Raw genomic sequence first — 19,002 nt, 5'->3', positions numbered from 1 at the left:
CGCCTTGGTATCGGGCAGGCGAGCTTATAGCGCCTGCATCAACTCGGCGGCAATCTCGAAAGAGCGCAGACGAGCCTGATGATCGACGATGGGACCGTTGAACATCAGCTCGTCGGCCCGGGTTTCCGCCAGCAGCGCCTTGAGGCCGTGACGTATCTGATCCGGGTTGCCCACCAGCGAACGGGCCAGGGTCTGCTCCATGGCCAGCAGCTCGCGCTCCGACCACTCCTCTCCCAGCTCGATGACGGGGGCCGGCAGCTTGCCTGCGTTGCCGCGATGCAGACGCAGGAACTGCTGCTGCAGGGTGGTGAACTGGAAGCGTGCCTCCCGCTCGCTGTCGGCGGCGATCATGTTGATGCAGACCACCGCATGGGGCTTGGGCCAGCGGGCGGAGGGGCGATACTGGGCACGGTAGATCTCCAGCGCCTGCAGCAGCATGGCGGGGGCGAAGTGGGAGGCAAAGCCGAACGGCAGCCCCATAGCCGCCGCCAGCTGGGCGCTGTAGAGGCTGGAGCCCAGCAGCCAGATGGGCAGGTGCAGCCCCTGCCCCGGTACCGCCTGCACCGCCCCCACCTCGTCGCCAAAGTAATCCATCAACTCGCGCACATCAGCCGGGAAGTCATCCACCTCACCGCTGCGCTGGCGTCTGAGCGCCCGCATGGTGCGCTGATCGGTGCCAGGCGCACGGCCAAGCCCCAGATCGATGCGATCCGGATAGAGCGACGCCAGGGTGCCGAACTGTTCGGCGATGACCAGCGGCGAGTGGTTCGGCAGCATGATGCCACCCGCCCCGATGCGCAGGGTATTGGTGCCGCCGGCCAGATGACCGATCAGCACCGAAGTGGCGGCGCTGGCGATGCCCGGCATGTTGTGGTGCTCGGCCAGCCAATAGCGGCAATAGCCCAGGCGTTCGGCATGACGGGCCAGGTCCAGCGAGCGGCGAAACGACTCGGCCGGCTGGGAGCCTTCGGCCACGGGCACCAGATCGAGTACGGAATAGGGGATGGCAGACATGGGTCACTCCATTGATTCACAGACCAGTAACAAGTGGGGCAATGTAGCACGGGATACCTGAATGAATCACGTGATCAGCCGGCAAAATTGGCCAGAGCGAGCGCCGAGAGCCCCGGCAGGGGCCGTTTCCGTCAGCCACATCCCGATATCCATGAATGGGTTATTGTGTTTTCTGTCATCCTATTGGCACACTGCAAGCTGATCGTCTCTGCAATCGCCCGTGTGACAAGGATGTGTCCATGACAACTGCCAGGCCAGGTCGTAAACCCTTCTACGTGCATATCGCCACCCTCTTCATCCTGCTGTTCACCCTGCTCGGCAGCGCCCTCATCGCCTTGCAGTTCCAGCAAGGGGCGCGCCAGGGACTGGAACACGAGCGACAGAACTTCCTGCAGTATCGCCAGCAGCTGGCCCTCGCCCTGCAACTGAACGAGCGGCCGGCCCGCATGTCGCTCAGCCTGTTGCGCAGCGGCCAGCTGGCCGCCATGACCACCTTGACCGAACGCCTGGCCTATCTGCCGCAACTGGCGGAGGTGCTGGCCAACAGCCCCAGCTATGGAGCCGTCTATGCCGGCTACGAAGACGGCGACTTCTTTCTGGTACGCAAGCTGACCGAGCGGGCCAGAGCCCAGCTGGGCGGCGTACCGGCTACCAGTACCCTGCTGGTGCAGAGCCTCAGCCAGGGCAAGGGGGAATTTCTCTATTTCGATCAACGGCTGACCCTGCTCGAACGCCGTGCCATGCCGAACTACCGCTACGATCCCCGCAGCCGCGACTGGTACAAGCAGGCCCGCTGGCGCGCGGGGATCGCCACCACCAGTCCCTATCTCTTCTTCACCACCAAGGAGCCGGGCATGACGCTGGCGGTGGAGAGCGACGACCGGCGCGCCGTGATCGGACTCGACACCAGCGTCGAGGGGCTGTCGGCCCTGATCGGCAAGCTGCAGCTGCCCGCCCAGAGCCAGGTGATCCTGTTTGACGAGTACGCCACCCTGCTGGCCGCCGACCCCAGACACCTGCCCAGCTTCGAACAGCTGAGCCAGCTGCCCATGCTGGCGACCCTGCCCCACCCGGCCCTGCCGGATCTGCAGCAGCGGATCATCAGCCAGCCCACCCTGCTGAGCGAGCCGGCGGAGCTCAACCTGACCGCCGCCGATGGCAGTGACTGGCTGGTCAACCTCGCTCCCCTCGGGACCGACTCCCCTTTCCACATCGCCCTGCTGGTCTCGGCCGACCTGCTCTATCAGCAGGCCCGGGACGAAGCCCTGGTCAACCTGGGTTGGGCACTGGCGGGCCTGCTGCTGCTGCTGCCGGTGATCTGGCTGGTCTCGCGGCGCACCGCCACCCCGCTGCTGGCGCTCACCCAGGAGGCGGAGCGGATCCAGCACTTCGATTTTGGCGAGAGCCGGGTCCCCGAGTCGGCCATCCGCGAGATCGACGATCTGGCCCGCACCATGTCCGGCATGCGGCTGACCCTCGGCAACTTCATGAACATGGGGCGGGCGCTGGCGGCCGAACACCGCTTCGACTCCCTGCTCAGCCGCATTCTGCACGAGACCATCGCCGCGGTGCAGGCCGAAGGGGGTTGTCTCTACTTGGCCCAGGAGCAGGGCATGGTGGCGGTACAGGCGCTGTGGCGCCAAGCGCCGCTGCCGGCCGGACAGATCCGCTGGCAGCAGGCCCTGTTTGGCGAGCTGGCCCGGGGCGAGCGGCTCAGCCTCGTCATCGATCAGAGCGGCTGGCAGCAGTATCTGGCCGACTGGGGCCCCTTCCCCGGCCCCTGCCAGCTGGTGGCCGAGCCGCTGCGCAACCATCGCCAGGAGCTGAGCGGCTGCCTGCTGCTGATCCTGCCTGACTGCCCGGCCCGTGAGCTGGCCTCGCGCATCAGCCTGATCGAGGCGCTGGCCGGCACCTCGGCCTCCGCCATCGAGAACCAGCGCCTGTTGGAGGAGCAGAAACAGCTGCTGGAATCCTTCATCGAGCTGATGGCTGGCGCCATCGACGCCAAGAGCCCCTACACCGGCGGCCACTGCCAGCGGGTGCCGGAGCTGACCCGGATGCTGACCGAAGCCGCCTGTGCCCAACAACAGGGGCCGTTCGCCGAGTTTCGGCTCAACGAGGAGGAGTGGGAGGCCATCCATATCGCCAGCTGGCTGCACGACTGTGGCAAGGTGACCACCCCCGAGTTCGTGGTGGACAAGGCCACCAAGCTGGAGACGCTCTACGACCGGATCCACGAGATCCGCACCCGCTTCGAGGTGCTCAAGCGTGACGGCTACATCGAGGCGCTGGCGGCCCGCCTGCCAGCATCGGAACGGGAAGCGGCCAGGAGCGAGGTGGCTCCGCTCTGGAGCACCCTGGATCAGGAGTTCGCCTTCGTTGCCGAGTGCAACCTGGGCGGTGAGTGGATGGCGCCGGAGAAGCTGGCCAGACTGGATGCCATCGCCAGCCGCACCTGGCTGCGCACCCTGGACGATCGACTCGGCATCAGCCGGGAGGAGCTCAAGCTGCGCCAGAACGAACCGGCCGCACCACTGCCCTGCGTCGAACCCCTGCTGGCGGACAAGGCCGCCCACCTCATCCCCCGCCCCGTTCACGATCAGCTGGACGAGCGCAACCCCTGGGGCTTCAAGGTGCGAGTGCCCACTCACCTCTACAACCGCGGCGAGCGTTACAACCTCGCCATCTGTCGCGGCACCCTCACCGAGGAGGAGCGCTACAAGATCAACGAGCACATCATCCAGACCATCCGCATGCTCGAGCGCCTCCCCTTCCCCCGCCATCTGCGCAGCGTGCCCGAGATTGCCGGCGGCCACCACGAGCGGATGGACGGCAAGGGCTATCCGCGCCAGCTGCTGGGAAGCCAGATGAGTATCCCCGCCCGCATCATGGCCATCGCCGACATCTTCGAGGCGCTGACCGCCAGCGATCGCCCCTACAAATCGGGCAAGACGGTCTCCCAGTCGCTGGCCATCATGCAGAGCATGGTGCGCGAGCAACACATCGATCCCGCCCTGTTTGCCCTGTTTGTCAGCAGCGGCATCTGGCGCGACTACGCCGAGCGCTTCCTCGCCCCCGAGCAGCTGGATCCGGTAGATGAAGCCGCCCTGCTGGCCGCGCTGGCCTAGGGCGGGTCATATTTTCTTACATTTGCGGACTGGCCTGAGCGTCCCCGGCTGGTTATAACGGTGCCCCTATAGCGAAGGGGGAGCAATAGACTCCCCCTCACTCTTTGTCACACCACACTGTTCAGGTTATCTATGTCAAAACATCTCATTGTGCTGGGCGCGCTGACGCTGTCCGGCTGCTCCCTGCTGTCTCCCCCCGCCCCCACCGTCACCCCGGTACACCTGGCCGATGCCAGCCAGCGCGGCTTCTACATCGAGTGCAGCAGCATGACCGCCTGCTTCCAGCAGGCCAACCAGACCTGCCCGCAGGGCTACAAGGAGACCGATCGTCGCCAGCAGACGCTCTACAGCACCCAGTATCTGGGGGGCAGCTACGACGAAGACAAGAAGGTCTACAAGGCAGCCAAGCCCTATCGGGTCGCCAACACGGTCCACTCCCTGACCATCCAGTGTCCGGTCGACATGGGCATCACGCCACGCTGATCCGCGCCTCGCGGCCGGCACGGGAAACCCGAATCCTGGCCGGCCCTTCTCTTGTCTCACCAAGAACGAGCCTCTTATGTCACCCAGAATATGGCTGCTGGGCAGCATCTTGCTGTCCGGCTGCGCCCTGCTGCCGGCACCCGCCACCGTCAGCGAACTCCCCTCCGCCAATCCCGCCCAGCAACGCTTCCAGATCGAGTGCGGCGCGCCAGAGGAGTGCCAGCAACAGGCGCTCTTGAGCTGCCCCCACGGCTATCAGCAAGTCGATCGAAGCAAGCGCACCATCACCACTCACCAGATGAGCATGGGGGTCGCCGATCCGGTCACGGGATTTAGCCCAGGCTTCCCCCAGACCAGCACCTTCACCACCCACATGCTGCTGGTACAGTGCCCCCGCACACCGGCACTGCCCCACCCGCTTGGACGCTGACGAAAAAGAGCCCGCAGGCCCTTTTCCCGTTGTCACCGCCACTCAGCCCGTCGCCTCGGCGTGCTGGCGGGCCAGCTCGTCGCTCATCAGCTCCCGCATCCTGAATTTTTGCAGCTTGCCGGTCACCGTCATGGGGTACTCCTCCACGAACCGGATGTATCTGGGCACCTTGAAATAGGCGATGCGGGCCGCCAGGAACTGTTTCAGCTCCTCCTCGCTGGCCTCCTGACGGGGTCTGAGCTTGACCCAGGCGCACACCTCTTCGCCATAGCGCTCGCTGTCGACCCCGAACACGGCCGCATCCTGCACCGCCGGATGATCGTAAAGACGCTCTTCGATCTCGCGCGGATAGATGTTCTCGCCACCGCGGATGATCAGCTCCTTGCTGCGCCCGACGATCCGCACATAGCCCTCTTCATCCATGATGCCGATGTCCCCCGAGTGCAGCCACCCCTCCTGGTCGATGGTCTCCGCCGTCTTGATCGGATCCTCCCAGTACCCCTGCATCACCCCGTTGCTGCGACAGCAGATCTCGCCCCGCTCGCCGATTGCGACTATCTCTCCGCTGGGGTCGACCAGCTTGATCTCGGTGTGACCGATGGCGCGGCCGACCGTGGTGACCCGCTTGTCCAGCGGCGCATCGATGGCGGTCATGTGATTGATGGGGCTGCACTCGGTCTGGCCGTAGGCGATGGTCACCTCGGTCATGTGCATCAGGGTCTGCACCTTGCGCATCAAGGGCTCGGGGCAGATGGCACCGGCCATGATGCCGGTGCGCAGGGAGGAGAGATCGAACTGGTCAAACTCCGCCAGCTCCAGCTCGGCGATGAACATGGTCGGCACCCCGTGCAGGGCGGTGCAGCGCTCCTCGCTCACCATCCGCAGGGTGGCCACCGGATCGAAGGCTTCGGCCGGAAACAGGGCGCAGGCCCCCACGCTGATGCTGGCCAGGTTGCCGAGCACCATGCCGAAACAGTGGTAGAGCGGCACCGGAATGCAGAGCCGGTCCTGCTCGCTGAACGCCATGCCTTGCGCCACCTGGCGACCGTTGTTGAGGATGTTGCTGTGGCTGAGGGTGGCTCCCTTGGGGTTGCCAGTAGTGCCCGAGGTGAACTGGATGTTGATGGCGTCATCGGGTTTGAGGGTGGCCGCCACCCGGGCCAGCCAGGCCGGGTCCTGCCGGTCGCCCAGTGCCAGCACCTCGGGGAAGTTGAGCATGCCGGCGCTTTGTTCCTCCCCGAGCCGGATCACCATCTCCAGGCTCGGCAGCCGGGATGATGCGAGGCGGCCGGGTGGGCAGTGCGCCAGCTCGGGGGCCAGCACCCCCAGCATGGCGAGGTAGTCGCAGCCCTTGAACGCACTGGCACAGATGAGGGCCCGACAGCCCACGTTGTTGATGGCAAAGGCCAGCTCGTAGCTGCGGTAGGCGGGGTTGATGCAGACCATGATGGCCCCGATGCGGGCCGTGGCAAATTGCACCAGGCACCACTCGATGTTGTTCGGCGACCAGATGCCGACCCGATCCCCCGGCCGGATCCCGAGCGCCAGCAGGCCCAGCGCCAACCTGTCTATCTGGGTCAGGTATTCACGGTAGTTCCAGCGGATCTGCTGGTGGCGCACCACCACTGCGGGTCGGTCGGGAAAACGTTCCGCCACCTGTTGCAGGTAGGCGCCTATGGTCTGATGAAGCAGCGGCTGATCGCAGGGACCGGCCCGGTAGCTGAGCAGTGAGGTCATGGGGTGACTCCTGGCCACATAGGTTGGACGTGCCTACTGCTCGGCTGGCGTGTTTTTGCAGCCTGTTACATTAATGTAAAAACAAGGTCTGCAAAAGACTCACTTTGGTCTAATGCCAGCCATAAAAAACGGCCAACCGAAGTTGACCGTGTGACAAGGCGCGAGCCGGATCAGAACAGCAGGTGCGCCACCCCGGCGATGACCGGCAGGGTGATCAGGGTACGCAGCAGGAAGATCACGAACAGCTCCCACAACTTGACCGGGATCTTGCTGCCCAGCAGCAGGGCGCCCACTTCCGACATGTAGATGAGCTGGGTGACCGACATGGCGGCGATCACGAAGCGGGTGATGTCGCTCTCGATGGTGGAAGCCAGCACCGCCGGGATGAACATGTCGGCAAAGCCCACCATGATGGTCTTGGAGGCCGCTTCTGCCTCCGGCAGTTGCAGCAGCTCCAGCAAGGGTACGAAAGGGGCCCCCAGCCAGTTGAAAATGGAGGTGTGCTCGGCCAGCATCAGGGCGCAGGTGCCGATGGCCATCACCACCGGCAGCACGCCGAAGATCATGTCCAGCGCATTCTTCACCCCTTCCCGTGCCACTGCCCCCATGTCGGTCATGCCCTCGGCCTTGGTCAGGGCCCGCTCATAGCCGTAGCTCAGCACGCTGTGCTGATGTGGTACCGACTCCTGCTTACGACACAGGGGAGTACCGTCGCTGTAAACATCCTTCTTCCAGCAAAGTGGCGGCAGGCGCGGCACCACGATGGCGGCCACCACCCCGGCCAGGCAGACGGTCAGGTAGAAGGGCACGAACATGTGCTCCAGCCGAACCTGGGAGATCACCACCAGGCAGAAGGTGATGGAGACGGCAGAGAAGGTGGTGCCGATGACGGCCGCTTCCCGCTGGGTGTAGAACTTGCCTTCGTACTGTTTGCTGGTCAGCAGGATGCCGACACTGCCATCCCCCAGCCAGGAGGCGAAACAGTCCACCGCGGAGCGACCGGGCAGACGGAACACCGGGCGCATGATGCGGGTCATCATGGTGCCGACAAACTCCAGCAGACCGAAATCGAGCAGCAAGGGCAGCAGCAGGCCGGCGAAGATGAAGACGGAGAACAGCACCGGCAGCAGATCATGCAGCACCAGGCCGCCGGTCGCATCGGAGCGCAGGGCCGCCGGGCCCGCCTCGAAGAAGGTCAGCAGCACGAAGATGCCGCCCAGCACCCGCACGCAGGCCCAGAAGGGGGAGACGTTGAACAGGCTGTTGAGGAAGGGGCGTCTGACCAGGATCGCCGGCTTGAACAGCCAGGCTACCAGCGTCATCAGCATGGTGGTGGTGATGATGGCGCTGACCATGGCCACCAGATAATCGGCAAACACCGTCTGTACCAGCTTCGCCAGCACGGCCACAGGGATGGTGACGTTTCCGTCATAAATGACGGGGGTCATGAACAGCAGGATCCCGATGAGTGACGGGACCAGGAACATCAGCACGTTGCGGCGGGTATTGAGCGCAGGTGCTTGCAGAGTCTTTTCCAGCATGGTCTACAGCCTTAATGTTACTTTTCCTTAGCCAGGCAAACCTGCATATCCATGCTCTCGCCCGGCAAAACGGGCGCAAGAATACCCCAATAAAATGCACAAACAAGCCTTTAATGGATCATTTCAAGCATAAATATTTATACAGGCAAACCTTCCATAAGAATGCACGCAAGCAGATACGCATATCAATTCATTGCAATTGGTTAGCATATTGTTTCGGCAAGGTTACATTCAGGTGCGCAGTATAATCAGTTGCGGTCGGCAGGCAATAAGTGACATAAGAAATATATCTATATGGTGATCCGGTCGATCCCCATAAAAAAACCGGAGCCTGGGAAGGCTCCGGTTTCTCAGCACCGGGTGGCGGTATCACGACCGCGCACGAGATCTGGGTCAGTCACGCACGTAGATGACTTCCACGCCATCATCGTCTTCGTCGTCCCACTCGTCGTCGTCCAGTGATTCATCAAACGCCTTGGAGGCGGCCAGCGCATCGGCTTCAGCCTTGGCCAGCTGGTTCTTGTGGTAGTCGTCCCACTTGAACTCCACCTTCTCGATGGCGTCTTTGGCATCTTCCGCCAGCTGACGGGGCATGGTGTCCAGCAGGTCCAGGATGTCGTAGCAAACCTTCTTGGTCCCTTCCTTGCTGATGGCGGTGATGGCGTAGACAGGGCCTTCATGATTGAGGGCGGTCTTGACGCGCTCCATCACTTCCTGCGCCTCTTCTTCCAGGATCAGGTCCATCTTGTTGAACACCAGCCAGCGCGGCTTGCTCGCCAGCTCAGGGCTGTATTTTTCCAGCTCCCGGACAATGGTCACCGCATTTTCGGCCGGATCAGAACCATCGACCGGGCAGATGTCCACCAGATGGATCAGCACTCGGCAACGCTCGAGGTGCTTGAGGAAGCGGATACCGAGGCCGGCGCCTTCGGCGGCACCTTCGATCAGACCGGGAATGTCGGCGATGACGAAGGAGCGGGAGTTCTCACCACGCACCACGCCCAGGTTAGGCACCAGGGTGGTGAAGGGGTAGTCGGCCACTTTCGGACGGGCCGCGGAGACGGCACGGATGAAGGTGGACTTGCCGGCGTTGGGCAGACCCAGCATGCCGACGTCGGCCAGCAGCAACAGCTCCAGCTTCAGGGTACGCACTTCACCCGGGGTACCGTTGCTCTTCTGGCGCGGCGCCCGGTTGACGGAGCTCTTGAAACGGGTGTTGCCCAGACCGTGGAAGCCGCCCTTGGCGACCAGCAGCTTCTGCTCGTGGTGGGTCAGGTCACCCAGCAGTTCGCCGGTGTCTTCATCGCTGGCGCGGGTGCCGACCGGTACGCGCAGGATCCTGTCCTTGCCGCGACGGCCGGTACAGTTGGCGCTCTGGCCATTCTCGCCACGTTCGGCGGCGTGAAAACGCTCGAAACGGTAGTCGATCAGGGTGTTCAGGTTTTCATCGGCAACCAGATATACGTCGCCACCGTCACCGCCGTCACCGCCGTCCGGGCCGCCGTTTGGAATGTACTTCTCACGGCGAAAGCTCACACAACCGTTACCACCGTCACCGGCATCGACTCGAATCTGGACTTCATCAACAAACTTCATAGGTAACCGTCACCTTAATTCGAAAAACCGATACGCAATTATAGTGGTACAGACCCCTGCGGGCGATACGCATCTTGCCAAGCATGCCCTTTCAGAGCCAGGGTCAGCTGCGTGCCGTTTTTTCGTAAACTGCTGCAGAAAAACAAAAGCCCCGCCTGTTGGCGGGGCTTCGGATCCTTGCGGTCCGTAATTACTCAGCAACGATGCTAACGTACTTACGGTTCAGCGGACCTTTAACTTCGAACAGGATTTTACCAGTCGCAGTAGCGAACAGGGTGTGATCCTTGCCCAGACCAACGTTGGTACCGGCGTGGAACTTGGTGCCACGCTGACGAACGATGATGCTGCCAGCCAGAACTGTTTCGCCGCCGAAACGCTTCACGCCCAGGCGTTTAGCTTCTGAATCGCGGCCGTTGCGGGATGAACCGCCAGCTTTTTTGTGTGCCATCTATCGTACTCCTCTAATTAAGCGCTGATGCCAGTGATTTTGACTTCAGTGAACCACTGACGGTGGCCCGCTTGCTTACGGTGGTGCTTACGACGACGGAACTTGACGATAGTCACTTTCTCGCCACGGCCGTGAGCCACAACTTCAGCTACAACCTTGCCACCTTCAACGAAAGGAGCACCTACTTTAAAAGTGTCGCCTGCAGCAACCATCAGCACTTCGTTGAAGTCGATGGTAGCGCCAGTCTCAACGTTCAGCTTTTCCAGACGAACGATTTGACCTTCGGCCACACGGTGTTGTTTTCCGCCGCTTTGGAATACCGCGTACATTTGATTAACTCCGTAAAGGCGTGTCTTTTGCTCAAGGCCAGACACGCGCAAAAACCTATAACAATGGGCCGGCATTCTACGCAAATCGATTTGCTCAGGCAAGGCCAATTTAGCAAAAAGTTTATTTTGTGCGCATATCTGCCGCCGTGAACAAACGCTTAACTGTAACCCATTGTGAAATCGTGTAGAATCCCCGCCATTGCTAAAATCGCAGTCATCACTGCCGTCACGTTACGAGACTTATGGACCAACAGACTATCCGTGCGCTCTGTGCCGCCGACATGACGGCGGTCAATGAACTGATCCTGGCGAGACTCCAGTCCGATGTCAGCCTGATCAACCAGCTGGGTTTCTATATTGTCAGTGCAGGCGGGAAACGGATGCGCCCCATGCTGACCGTCATGGCCGCCCGCGCACTGGGATACGAAGGTGAAGATCACCTGAAACTGGCTGCCATCATCGAATTCATTCATACCTCCACCCTGCTGCACGACGACGTGGTCGACGAATCCGACCTGCGCCGCGGCCGGGAAACCGCCAATGCCCTGTTCGGCAATGCCGCCAGCGTGCTGGTCGGTGACTATCTCTACAGCCGTTCCTTCCAGATGATGAGCGAGCTCTCCAACCTGCGGGTGATGGAGATCCTCTCCGATGCCACCAATACCATCGCCGAAGGGGAAGTATTGCAGCTGATGAACTGCAACGATCCGGATACCACCGAAGAGAGCTACATGACGGTCATCTACTGCAAGACCGCCAAGCTGTTCGAGGCGGCCACCCGCCTCGCTGCCGTGCTGACCCATCAGCCCGAGCCCGTCGAGCAGGCGATGACCGACTACGGCAAGTATCTGGGTACCGCCTTCCAGATCATCGACGATGTGATGGACTACTGCTCCCAGAGCGACGAGATGGGCAAGAACGTCGGCGACGATCTGGCCGAAGGCAAACCCACCCTGCCGCTGCTGCGAGCCATGGAAGTGGGCAGCCCGGAAGAACGCCAGCTGGTGCGCGATGCCATCGAGCACCGCAACGGCATGGAGCACCTCGACCGGATCCTGACCATCCTCGACCGTACCGGCGCCCTGGAATACTCCCGCATGCGGGCTCGGGAAGAGGCCGACAAGGCCATCGCGGCCCTAGCCATCCTGCCGGACTCCCAGCACAAACAGGCATTGGAAACACTGGCCCACATGGCGGTGCAGCGCAGCGCCTGATGCCAGTCGGAGCACAATAAAAAAGAGGCCAAAGGGCCTCTTTTTTATTGTCCGGCAAACACAGTCTGGCCCACTCAGCACCATCCTCTAACGCGCCAGCGCCCACAGAATAACGGCCCCAGCTACCACCAGACAGCCGCCGATGCGGCGCAGCTGCTCGGTGGGCTGCTCGCTCAGCAGCCGCAACATCTGTTGCCAGGCGCGCGGCATCAGCAGCGGTCCCAGCCCCTCGAACAGCAACAGCAAGCCCAGCCCCATCAAGATGGATGTCAGCATCATCTCTCCTCTCAACCACTACGTCCACAAGCTGCCGGAACACCGGCAAGCCCCCGACCGCCAAACAAAAGGGCCTGAATCATCAGGCCCTTGGGTGTTATTGCGACTCGCTTACTGCTTGCTGCCGTGCGGCGACTTGAGGTAGCGGAAGAACTCGCTGTCCGGCTTGAGGACCATCAGGTCATTGCCACCGGCAAAGCTCTTGCGATAGGCCTCCATGCTGCGCACGAAGCTGAAAAACTCGGGGTCTTTCTTGTAGCTGTCGGCATAGATCTTGGCGGCCTCGGCATCCCCTTCACCACGCAGCTGACGGGCGTTACTCTCGGCGTCGGCGATCATCACGGTCACCTTGCGGTCGATGTCGGCGCGCAGGATCTCGGCCTGCTCGCGGCCCTGGGAGCGATGCTCACGGGCTACCGCAGTCCGCTCGGCACGCATCCGCTGATAGATAGAGCTGGAGACTTCCACCGGCAGGTTGATCTGCTTGATGCGCACATCCACCACCTTGATGCCGAGCTCGGAGGAGCGCGCCATCTTCATCAGGGCATCTTCCATCACGGTACTGCGCTCACCGGAGACGATGTCCTTGATGGTGCGGTTGCCGATCTCGGAACGCAGACCGTTGTTGATCTTGCGCTTGAGCAGGTCTTCGGCCTGGATCTTGTTGCCACCACCGGTCGCCAGGTAGTACTTGGAGAAGTCCTCGATCTTCCACTTCACGTAGGAGTCGATGATGAGGTCTTTCTTCTCGGACGTAACGAAGCGATCCGCCTGCCCTTCCAGGGTCTGGATGCGGGCATCCATCTTGCGTACCTGATCGATGAGCGGCACCTTGAAGTGCAGGCCCGGCTCGTACAGGCGCGGTTCACCGGAGTCGACCCGCTTCACCTTGCCGAACTGCACCACGATGCCCTTCTGACCTTCATCGACGATGAAGACCGATGAGAAGCAGACCATGGCGGCCACAGCGATGACACCAATAGCTATCTTTTTCATCTATTAGTTTCTCCCTGAGCTGAAACGGTCGCCGCTACGCAGCGGAGTCGGAGTGGAGTTGGCCCCTTCGTTGGACGGCGGGGTCTGTTCCACCACCGGTGCACCTGCCGGACGGGCCGGTTGCACTGCGGTCGCCTTGCCGGAAAGCTTGTCGAGCGGCAGATAGATCATGCTGTTGTTGCCAGCCGGCATGTCGACCACCACCTTGTTGGCCTGCTGATACAGCTCTTCCATGGTCTCCAGGTAGATACGGTCACGGGTCAGCTCGGGCGCAGCCTGATACTGGGGCAGCAACTCGTTGAAGCGAGCGACTTCACCCTTGGCCTTCAGCACGATCTGGGACTTGTAGGCCTCGGCCTCCTGCTCCAGACGCTTGACCTGGCCGCGGGCCTTCGGTTCCACTTCACGGGCATAGGCTTCGGCTTCACGAATGAAGCGCTGTTCATCTTCCTGGGCGGAGATGGCGTCATCGAAGGCGTCTTTCACCTCTTCCGGCGGACGTGCCGGCAGGAAGTTGACGTCGACGATCTGCAGACCCATGTGATACGGCTCGATGATGCTGTCGATCACCTGCCAGGTCTCCTGGCGCACCTTCTCACGACCGGTGGTCAGCACGTCGTCCATCCGGGTGTGGCCCACCACGTAACGCAGGGCGCTGTCGGTGGCCTGGCTCAGACTCTCGTCGGCGTTGGTGACGCTGAACAGATACTGCTCCGGGTCGACCACGCGATACTGCACGTCCATCTCGACCCGCACCACGTTCTCGTCCTGGGTCAGCATGAAACCGGAAGCCGGCAGGGAGCGGACCGATTCCACGTCCACCGGGATCACCCGATCGATGAAGGTCGGCTTCCAGCGCAGGCCGGGATCCACGTTGTGGGAGTACTCGCCAAAGCGCAGCACCACGCCCCGCTCGGCTTCACGAATGGTATAGAAGCCGCTGACGACCCACACCACTACCGCCACCACCAGGGCGATGGAGAGGCCAAACTTGCCTACATCGCCACCACCAGACTTGCCGCCACCGAGCAGACCACCAAAACGGCGGCTTACCTTGCGCAGCATCTCGTCCAAATCAGGGGGTCCCTGATTCTTGCCGTTGTTCCCCCAGGGGTCACGGTCTTTGCCGTTGTTACCAGGCTCATTCCAAGCCATCAGCGTCTCCATTAATACATGCGGATGGATATCATCTCTATCGGGCCATCAACCGTTGATGAAGCCAGCAAACATTCATCTCATCGACGAATCAATGCCTGATAAAGCGTTGTAAACTCTCACCTTCTTGTTTCATGAGGCGGTTCCAGTCAGCCAGTTGCAGGCGGACTTCCAACACAAAATCCCCCTCCTCGCTGAAACCTTCCTGCTCGATGCCCTTGAGGCGATAGAGCGCACTGCGCAATCTGGCGGCCGAAGGCGGCAACTGCAGGGTGTGGTGCACCATGGATCCGGCCAGCAATTCAGTCAGGGCCGTAAACAGGTCAGCACATCCTTCCCCGGTCTGGGCTGACAGCCAGACCCGTACCGGGCGCCCCTCTTCGTCACGCTCCAGCCCGACCGGATGTTCACCCAGCTTGTCGATCTTGTTGCAGATCATCAGCTGGGGTCGGTCATCGGCTTCGATCTCGGCCAGCACCTGCTGCACCGACTCGATATTTTCCTGCATCTGCTCATCGGCACAGTCCACCACGTGCAGCAGCAGGTCCGCTTCGCGGGTCTCCTGCAGCGTCGCCTTGAAGGCCGCGACCAGATCATGGGGCAAGTGTCGAATAAATCCAACTGTATCCGCCAGAATCACATCACCCACATCCTGGATCACCAATTTGCGCAGGGTCGGATCCAGGGTTGCGAACAATTGGTCGGCAGCATACACGCTGGCAGCTGTAAGTTGGTTGAACAAAGTGGACTTTCCGGCGTTGGTGTAACCCACCAGGGAAACGGTCGGCACCTCGTTGCGGTTGCGGGCACGACGCCCCTGCTCCCGCTGCTTGGCCACCTTGTCAAGCCGACGCAAAATCGCCTTGATGCGCTCACGCAACAGGCGACGGTCGGTTTCCAGCTGAGTTTCACCCGGACCGCGCAGGCCGATCCCGCCCTTCTGACGTTCAAGGTGGGTCCAGCCTCGCACCAGGCGAGTAGAAAGATGGCGTAACTGGGCCAGTTCGACCTGCAACTTGCCTTCGTGGGTACGGGCGCGCTGGGCAAAGATATCGAGGATCAGGCCGGTCCTGTCCACTACCCGGCACTGGAACAGACGCTCCAGGTTGCGCTCCTGGGCAGGGGTCAGGGCATGGTTGAAGATGACGACGTCGGCATCCAGCATCTGGACCTGGGACGCTATCTCTTCAGCCTTGCCGCTGCCGACAAAAAATTTGGCGCTGGGCGCACTGCGGCTGGTGGTGATCACCCCCAGCGCATTGACCCCGGCCGAGCTCACCAGCATCTTGAGCTCTTCCAGATCCTCCCGCTCACCCTCATCACTGAAGTTGACATGTACCAGAACGGCCTGTTCGCCGGCTTCATAACGGTCAAACAAGCGCTTGCTCCTTGACAGGAATCATGATGAATCTGGGTTGACGAGTCGCCTCGTCCCGGGATATCACGCCTCGGCTTCACCCTGCTCTTCGCCAGCCGCGCCCGGCGCATGCTGGTGGTGGTTGACGGCACGGGCCGGCACCACGGTAGAGATGGCGTGCTTGTAGACCATCTGGCTCACGGTGTTCTTCAGCAAAATGACAAACTGGTCAAACGATTCGATCTGACCCTGCAGTTTGATGCCGTTCACCAAATAGATAGAAACAGGAATCCGCTCACGGCGCAGCGCATTCAAAAACGGGTCTTGGAGAGATTGCCCCTTAGCCATCTTCTTTTCCTTATAGTTTGTTGTTTTTAAACACCGGATATCAATATAACAACCTGATTATACAGGAGTGTCAAGCCACTCCGGCACGGGCGACGACCCTTGCCAGATTGCCAGACTCACCAGATTCCAACCAGGTCACATCAGACCAACCGCGCAACCAGGTCATTTGACGCTTGGCCAACTGGCGGGTGGCAACAATTCCGCGATAGCGCATCTCATCATACTCCACTTCCCCCGCCAGGTAGTCCCACATTTGGCGGTATCCCACGCAGCGGATGGAGGGAAGATCCGGGGTGAGATCGCCCCGTTGGTAGAGTGCCCTGACTTCCTGTTCAAAGCCCCCCTGCAGCATCTTGTCAAAGCGCAGCTCGATGCGCTGGTGCAGCACGGCGCGATCGCTCGGTGCGATGGCAAACTGCAACACCCGATAGGGCAACCCCTCCCCCTGCACCTGGGTCAGCTCGGTGAGGGTCTTGCCGCTGATGCGGTAGACCTCGAGCGCCCGGCTGAGCCGCTGTGGATCATTGGGATGGATGCGGGCACCGGCCACCGGGTCGATGCGCACCAGTTCATCGTGCAGTGCCTGCCAGCCAAGACGGGCCGCCTCTTCCTCGATGCCGGCCCGAATGACGGGGTCGGCGGAAGGCAGCGGAGAGAGCCCCTCCAGCAGCGCCTTGAAATAGAGCATGGTGCCGCCCACCAGCAGCGGAATGCGGCCGCGATCGGCAATCTCTTTCATCTCCCGCAGCGCATCCTTGCAAAAGTCGGCCGCCGAATAGCTCATGGCGGGGTCCAGGATGTCGATCAGCCGGTGCGGCGCCAGCGCCAGCTCGGCGGCACTCGGTTTGGCGGTGCCGATATCCATGCCGCGATAGATGAGCGCAGAATCCACGCTGATGATGTCGCAGGGCAGCGCCTGACACAGTTCGATGGCGAGATCCGTCTTGCCGGAGGCCGTCGGCCCCATCAGAAAAATTGCAGTCGGCAAGTCAGCCACGTGAAAAACTCCCCTTGCATGGTCGCCGCCCGTGCGGCGCACCTGCAAAAAACTGGTTTATGGGTTCAAGAGGGGCATTCCCCCTCAATGGCCATCGGCGAACTCGGCCAGCACGCTCGCCAGCGCCAGCGGGCGCACCATGCGAACGTCTGCCAGTTGGTCACTGAAATCGGCAACAAGTTCCGTCAGCAGGCGGTTGGCCGTGGCAAAATCGTATACTTTTTCGCGACTTATCCCCTGCTCCACCAGCCATTGGCATAGTACTTCAGCCTGCTGGCCGGCATCACTGTCAGATCCGCTCTCGATCAGTTGCAGCAATTCGGGTAATAAGCGCACCAGATCGGTCTGGCGCAGCAACGCCGGCACCCGAGTCAGGATCATGGTGTCGCGCCCGCCGCTTTTCAACTCCAGCCCCATCCGTTTGAGCAAACGATCCTGCTGCTCGACCAGCGCGACCAGGTTTTTCGGCAGCTTGAAGGAAACCGGCAACAGCAGCGGCTGGGCCGCCAGCCCCTGACCCCAGGTTTCCAGCAGCCAGTGGCGCAGCAGCAGGCGCTCGGCCCGCACCAGCGACAGCAGGGCCAGCCGGTTGTCTCGCTCCAGCAGCAGATAAGCCTGTTCCACCAGGGTCAAAGCCCGCCACGTCCCCGCTTTGGCGGGCACGGCAGCGGCAACAGCCGCGGTTTCAGCCACTGCCAGCGGCATGCCCTGCACCGCCGGCAGGGTGGTGAGCAGCGATCCCATGCCGCGCATCGCCTCCCGGCTGGGGGGCTCGGGCGGCTGGTAGTTGCCCGCTCTCCCTGCACCACTCCCTTCCCGCACTTCCCGGGCCGGCGCCCGGTAGTTGTGCTCGGCGCCATACCACTCGGCTCTGGGAGCCTGACCCGGATACTCGATGGGGGCACTGACCGGCAGCTCGACCAGGGTCTCGGCCAGGGGCTCGTCGCTGGCCGCTCCTTGCTGGCGCAGGGCAGTAAACAGCGCCTGGAAGATGAAGTCGTGAATGAGGCGTGCCTGATGAAAGCGCACCTCGTGCTTGGCCGGATGGACGTTGACATCCACCTGGCGCGGATCCAGCTCGATGTAGAGCACGTAGGCCGCGAACCGATCGGCCGGCAGCAGCTCGTCATAGGCCTGGCGAATGGCGTGGTTGATCAGCTTGTCGCGCATCATGCGGCCGTTGACATAGGTGTATTGCAGATCGTTCTGCGGCCTGGCGCCCTCCGGGGTCGCCAGCCAGCCCCACAGCCGCACGTCGCTGTGCTCGCTCTCTACCGCCAGCGCGTGGTGCATGAAGGGAGAGCCGCACACCGCAGCGAGTCGGCGCTCCTGCTCCGCCACCGTGTTGGCGGCCTTGTACTGGCGCACCACCTTGCCGTTGTGGCGCAGGATCAGGGTGACGTCGAAACGGGAGAGCGCGATGCGGCGCACCAGCTCGTCGATGTGGGCGAACTCGGTCTTTTCGCTGCGCATGAACTTGCGCCGCGCCGGAGTATTGAAGAAGAGGTCCACCACCTCTACCGTGGTGCCCACCGGGTGGGCCGCCGGCTTGACGGTGACGCTCATCTCGCGCCCTTCGGCCTGCGCCTGCCAAGCTTCGGACTGCTCCGCCGTGCGGGAGGTGAAGGTGAGCCGGGAGACCGAACTGATGGAGGCGAGCGCCTCGCCGCGAAAGCCCAGGCTGTTGATCCCTTCCAGATCGTCGAGGGTCGCAACCTTGGAGGTGGCGTGACGCGACAGTGCCAGCACCAGCTCATCCTTGGCGACACCACCGCCATTGTCACGAATGCGAATGAGCTTGGCACCGCCCTTGTCGATGTCGATCTCGACCCGGTCGGCGCCCGCGTCCAGGCTGTTTTCCACCAGCTCCTTGACCACGGAGGAGGGCCGCTCCACCACCTCACCGGCAGCAATCTGGTTGGCCAGAATCGGCGGCAATATACGAATTGGCAT

At 62.0% G+C, this 19,002-nt stretch carries 17 protein-coding genes; 4 read left to right on the top strand and 13 right to left on the bottom strand.

The window, feature by feature from the left end; genetic code table 11:
- Positions 1-24: 24 nt before the first annotated feature.
- On the bottom strand, positions 25-1,014 hold the full coding sequence (locus E5E97_RS09180) for a luciferase-like monooxygenase (RefSeq protein WP_016349616.1): 990 nt from the start codon (positions 1,012-1,014) through the stop codon (positions 25-27).
- A gap of 155 nt (positions 1,015-1,169) precedes the next feature.
- Here E5E97_RS09180 and E5E97_RS09175 point away from each other — a divergent pair, with 155 nt between their 5' ends.
- From E5E97_RS09175 to E5E97_RS09165, 3 genes are all read left to right on the top strand, one after another.
- Entirely contained in the window at positions 1,170-4,142 is a 2,973-nt protein-coding gene (locus tag E5E97_RS09175; RefSeq protein ID WP_171280190.1) for an HD domain-containing phosphohydrolase, read from the top strand.
- Between the two features lie 132 nt (positions 4,143-4,274).
- Positions 4,275-4,625, top strand: coding sequence for a hypothetical protein (locus E5E97_RS09170; RefSeq protein ID WP_024944334.1), 351 nt, complete (start codon positions 4,275-4,277; stop codon positions 4,623-4,625).
- Positions 4,626-4,701: 76 nt separating this feature from the next.
- Positions 4,702-5,055 carry a hypothetical protein gene (locus tag E5E97_RS09165; RefSeq protein ID WP_118881821.1) on the top strand — a complete coding sequence of 118 codons (354 nt, stop codon included), beginning with the start codon at positions 4,702-4,704 and terminating at the stop codon, positions 5,053-5,055.
- A gap of 42 nt (positions 5,056-5,097) precedes the next feature.
- On the opposite strand, the gene E5E97_RS09160 is transcribed toward E5E97_RS09165, so the two are convergent.
- The 5 genes from E5E97_RS09160 to rplU form a co-directional block, all read right to left on the bottom strand.
- The gene (locus E5E97_RS09160; protein ID WP_171280189.1) at positions 5,098-6,792 is read right to left on the bottom strand and encodes an AMP-binding protein; all 1,695 of its coding nucleotides are present in this window, start codon (positions 6,790-6,792) and stop codon (positions 5,098-5,100) included.
- Positions 6,793-6,962: 170 nt separating this feature from the next.
- Positions 6,963-8,333 (bottom strand): YjiH family protein, encoded by a 1,371-nt coding sequence (locus tag E5E97_RS09155; protein ID WP_016349611.1) that lies wholly within the window; start codon positions 8,331-8,333, stop codon positions 6,963-6,965.
- Between the two features lie 393 nt (positions 8,334-8,726).
- Positions 8,727-9,929, bottom strand: a complete 1,203-nt coding sequence (gene cgtA, locus E5E97_RS09150; RefSeq protein WP_049047644.1) for an Obg family GTPase CgtA — start codon at positions 9,927-9,929, stop codon at positions 8,727-8,729.
- 190 nt (positions 9,930-10,119) lie between these two features.
- Positions 10,120-10,377, bottom strand: a complete 258-nt coding sequence (gene rpmA, locus E5E97_RS09145; protein ID WP_005339028.1) for a 50S ribosomal protein L27 — start codon at positions 10,375-10,377, stop codon at positions 10,120-10,122.
- A gap of 17 nt (positions 10,378-10,394) precedes the next feature.
- A complete protein-coding gene (rplU, locus tag E5E97_RS09140) occupies positions 10,395-10,706 on the bottom strand; it encodes a 50S ribosomal protein L21 (protein WP_005304210.1) in 312 nt (103 codons plus the stop codon).
- A 242-nt stretch (positions 10,707-10,948) separates the two neighbouring features.
- Here rplU and ispB point away from each other — a divergent pair, with 242 nt between their 5' ends.
- Positions 10,949-11,920: an octaprenyl diphosphate synthase gene (gene ispB / locus E5E97_RS09135; RefSeq protein WP_118881825.1), complete on the top strand. Its 972-nt coding sequence runs from the start codon at positions 10,949-10,951 to the stop codon at positions 11,918-11,920.
- A gap of 87 nt (positions 11,921-12,007) precedes the next feature.
- Here ispB and E5E97_RS09130 read toward each other — a convergent pair whose 3' ends face one another.
- The 7 genes from E5E97_RS09130 to mutL all read right to left on the bottom strand — a co-directional run bounded on the left by E5E97_RS09130 (position 12,008) and on the right by mutL (position 19,002).
- On the bottom strand, positions 12,008-12,196 hold the full coding sequence (locus E5E97_RS09130; protein ID WP_011704868.1) for a DUF2065 family protein: 189 nt from the start codon (positions 12,194-12,196) through the stop codon (positions 12,008-12,010).
- A 111-nt stretch (positions 12,197-12,307) separates the two neighbouring features.
- On the bottom strand, positions 12,308-13,192 hold the full coding sequence (hflC, locus tag E5E97_RS09125) for a protease modulator HflC (protein WP_011704867.1): 885 nt from the start codon (positions 13,190-13,192) through the stop codon (positions 12,308-12,310).
- A gap of 3 nt (positions 13,193-13,195) precedes the next feature.
- Positions 13,196-14,347, bottom strand: coding sequence for an FtsH protease activity modulator HflK (gene hflK, locus E5E97_RS09120; RefSeq protein ID WP_016349609.1), 1,152 nt, complete (start codon positions 14,345-14,347; stop codon positions 13,196-13,198).
- Between the two features lie 91 nt (positions 14,348-14,438).
- Entirely contained in the window at positions 14,439-15,725 is a 1,287-nt protein-coding gene (gene hflX, locus E5E97_RS09115) for a ribosome rescue GTPase HflX (RefSeq protein ID WP_011704865.1), read from the bottom strand.
- Between the two features lie 63 nt (positions 15,726-15,788).
- On the bottom strand, positions 15,789-16,052 hold the full coding sequence (gene hfq / locus E5E97_RS09110; RefSeq protein WP_011704864.1) for an RNA chaperone Hfq: 264 nt from the start codon (positions 16,050-16,052) through the stop codon (positions 15,789-15,791).
- A 70-nt stretch (positions 16,053-16,122) separates the two neighbouring features.
- On the bottom strand, positions 16,123-17,040 hold the full coding sequence (miaA, locus tag E5E97_RS09105; protein ID WP_139750366.1) for a tRNA (adenosine(37)-N6)-dimethylallyltransferase MiaA: 918 nt from the start codon (positions 17,038-17,040) through the stop codon (positions 16,123-16,125).
- Positions 17,041-17,133: 93 nt separating this feature from the next.
- The gene (gene mutL / locus E5E97_RS09100) at positions 17,134-19,002 is read right to left on the bottom strand and encodes a DNA mismatch repair endonuclease MutL (protein ID WP_171280188.1); all 1,869 of its coding nucleotides are present in this window, start codon (positions 19,000-19,002) and stop codon (positions 17,134-17,136) included.

Source organism: Aeromonas sp. 2692-1 (assembly GCF_013085505.1).
Taxonomy (GTDB): Bacteria; Pseudomonadota; Gammaproteobacteria; order Enterobacterales; family Aeromonadaceae; genus Aeromonas; species Aeromonas hydrophila.
The sequence above is the reverse complement of the archived record's forward strand: the minus strand, read 5'-3'. Positions and strand labels throughout refer to the sequence as shown.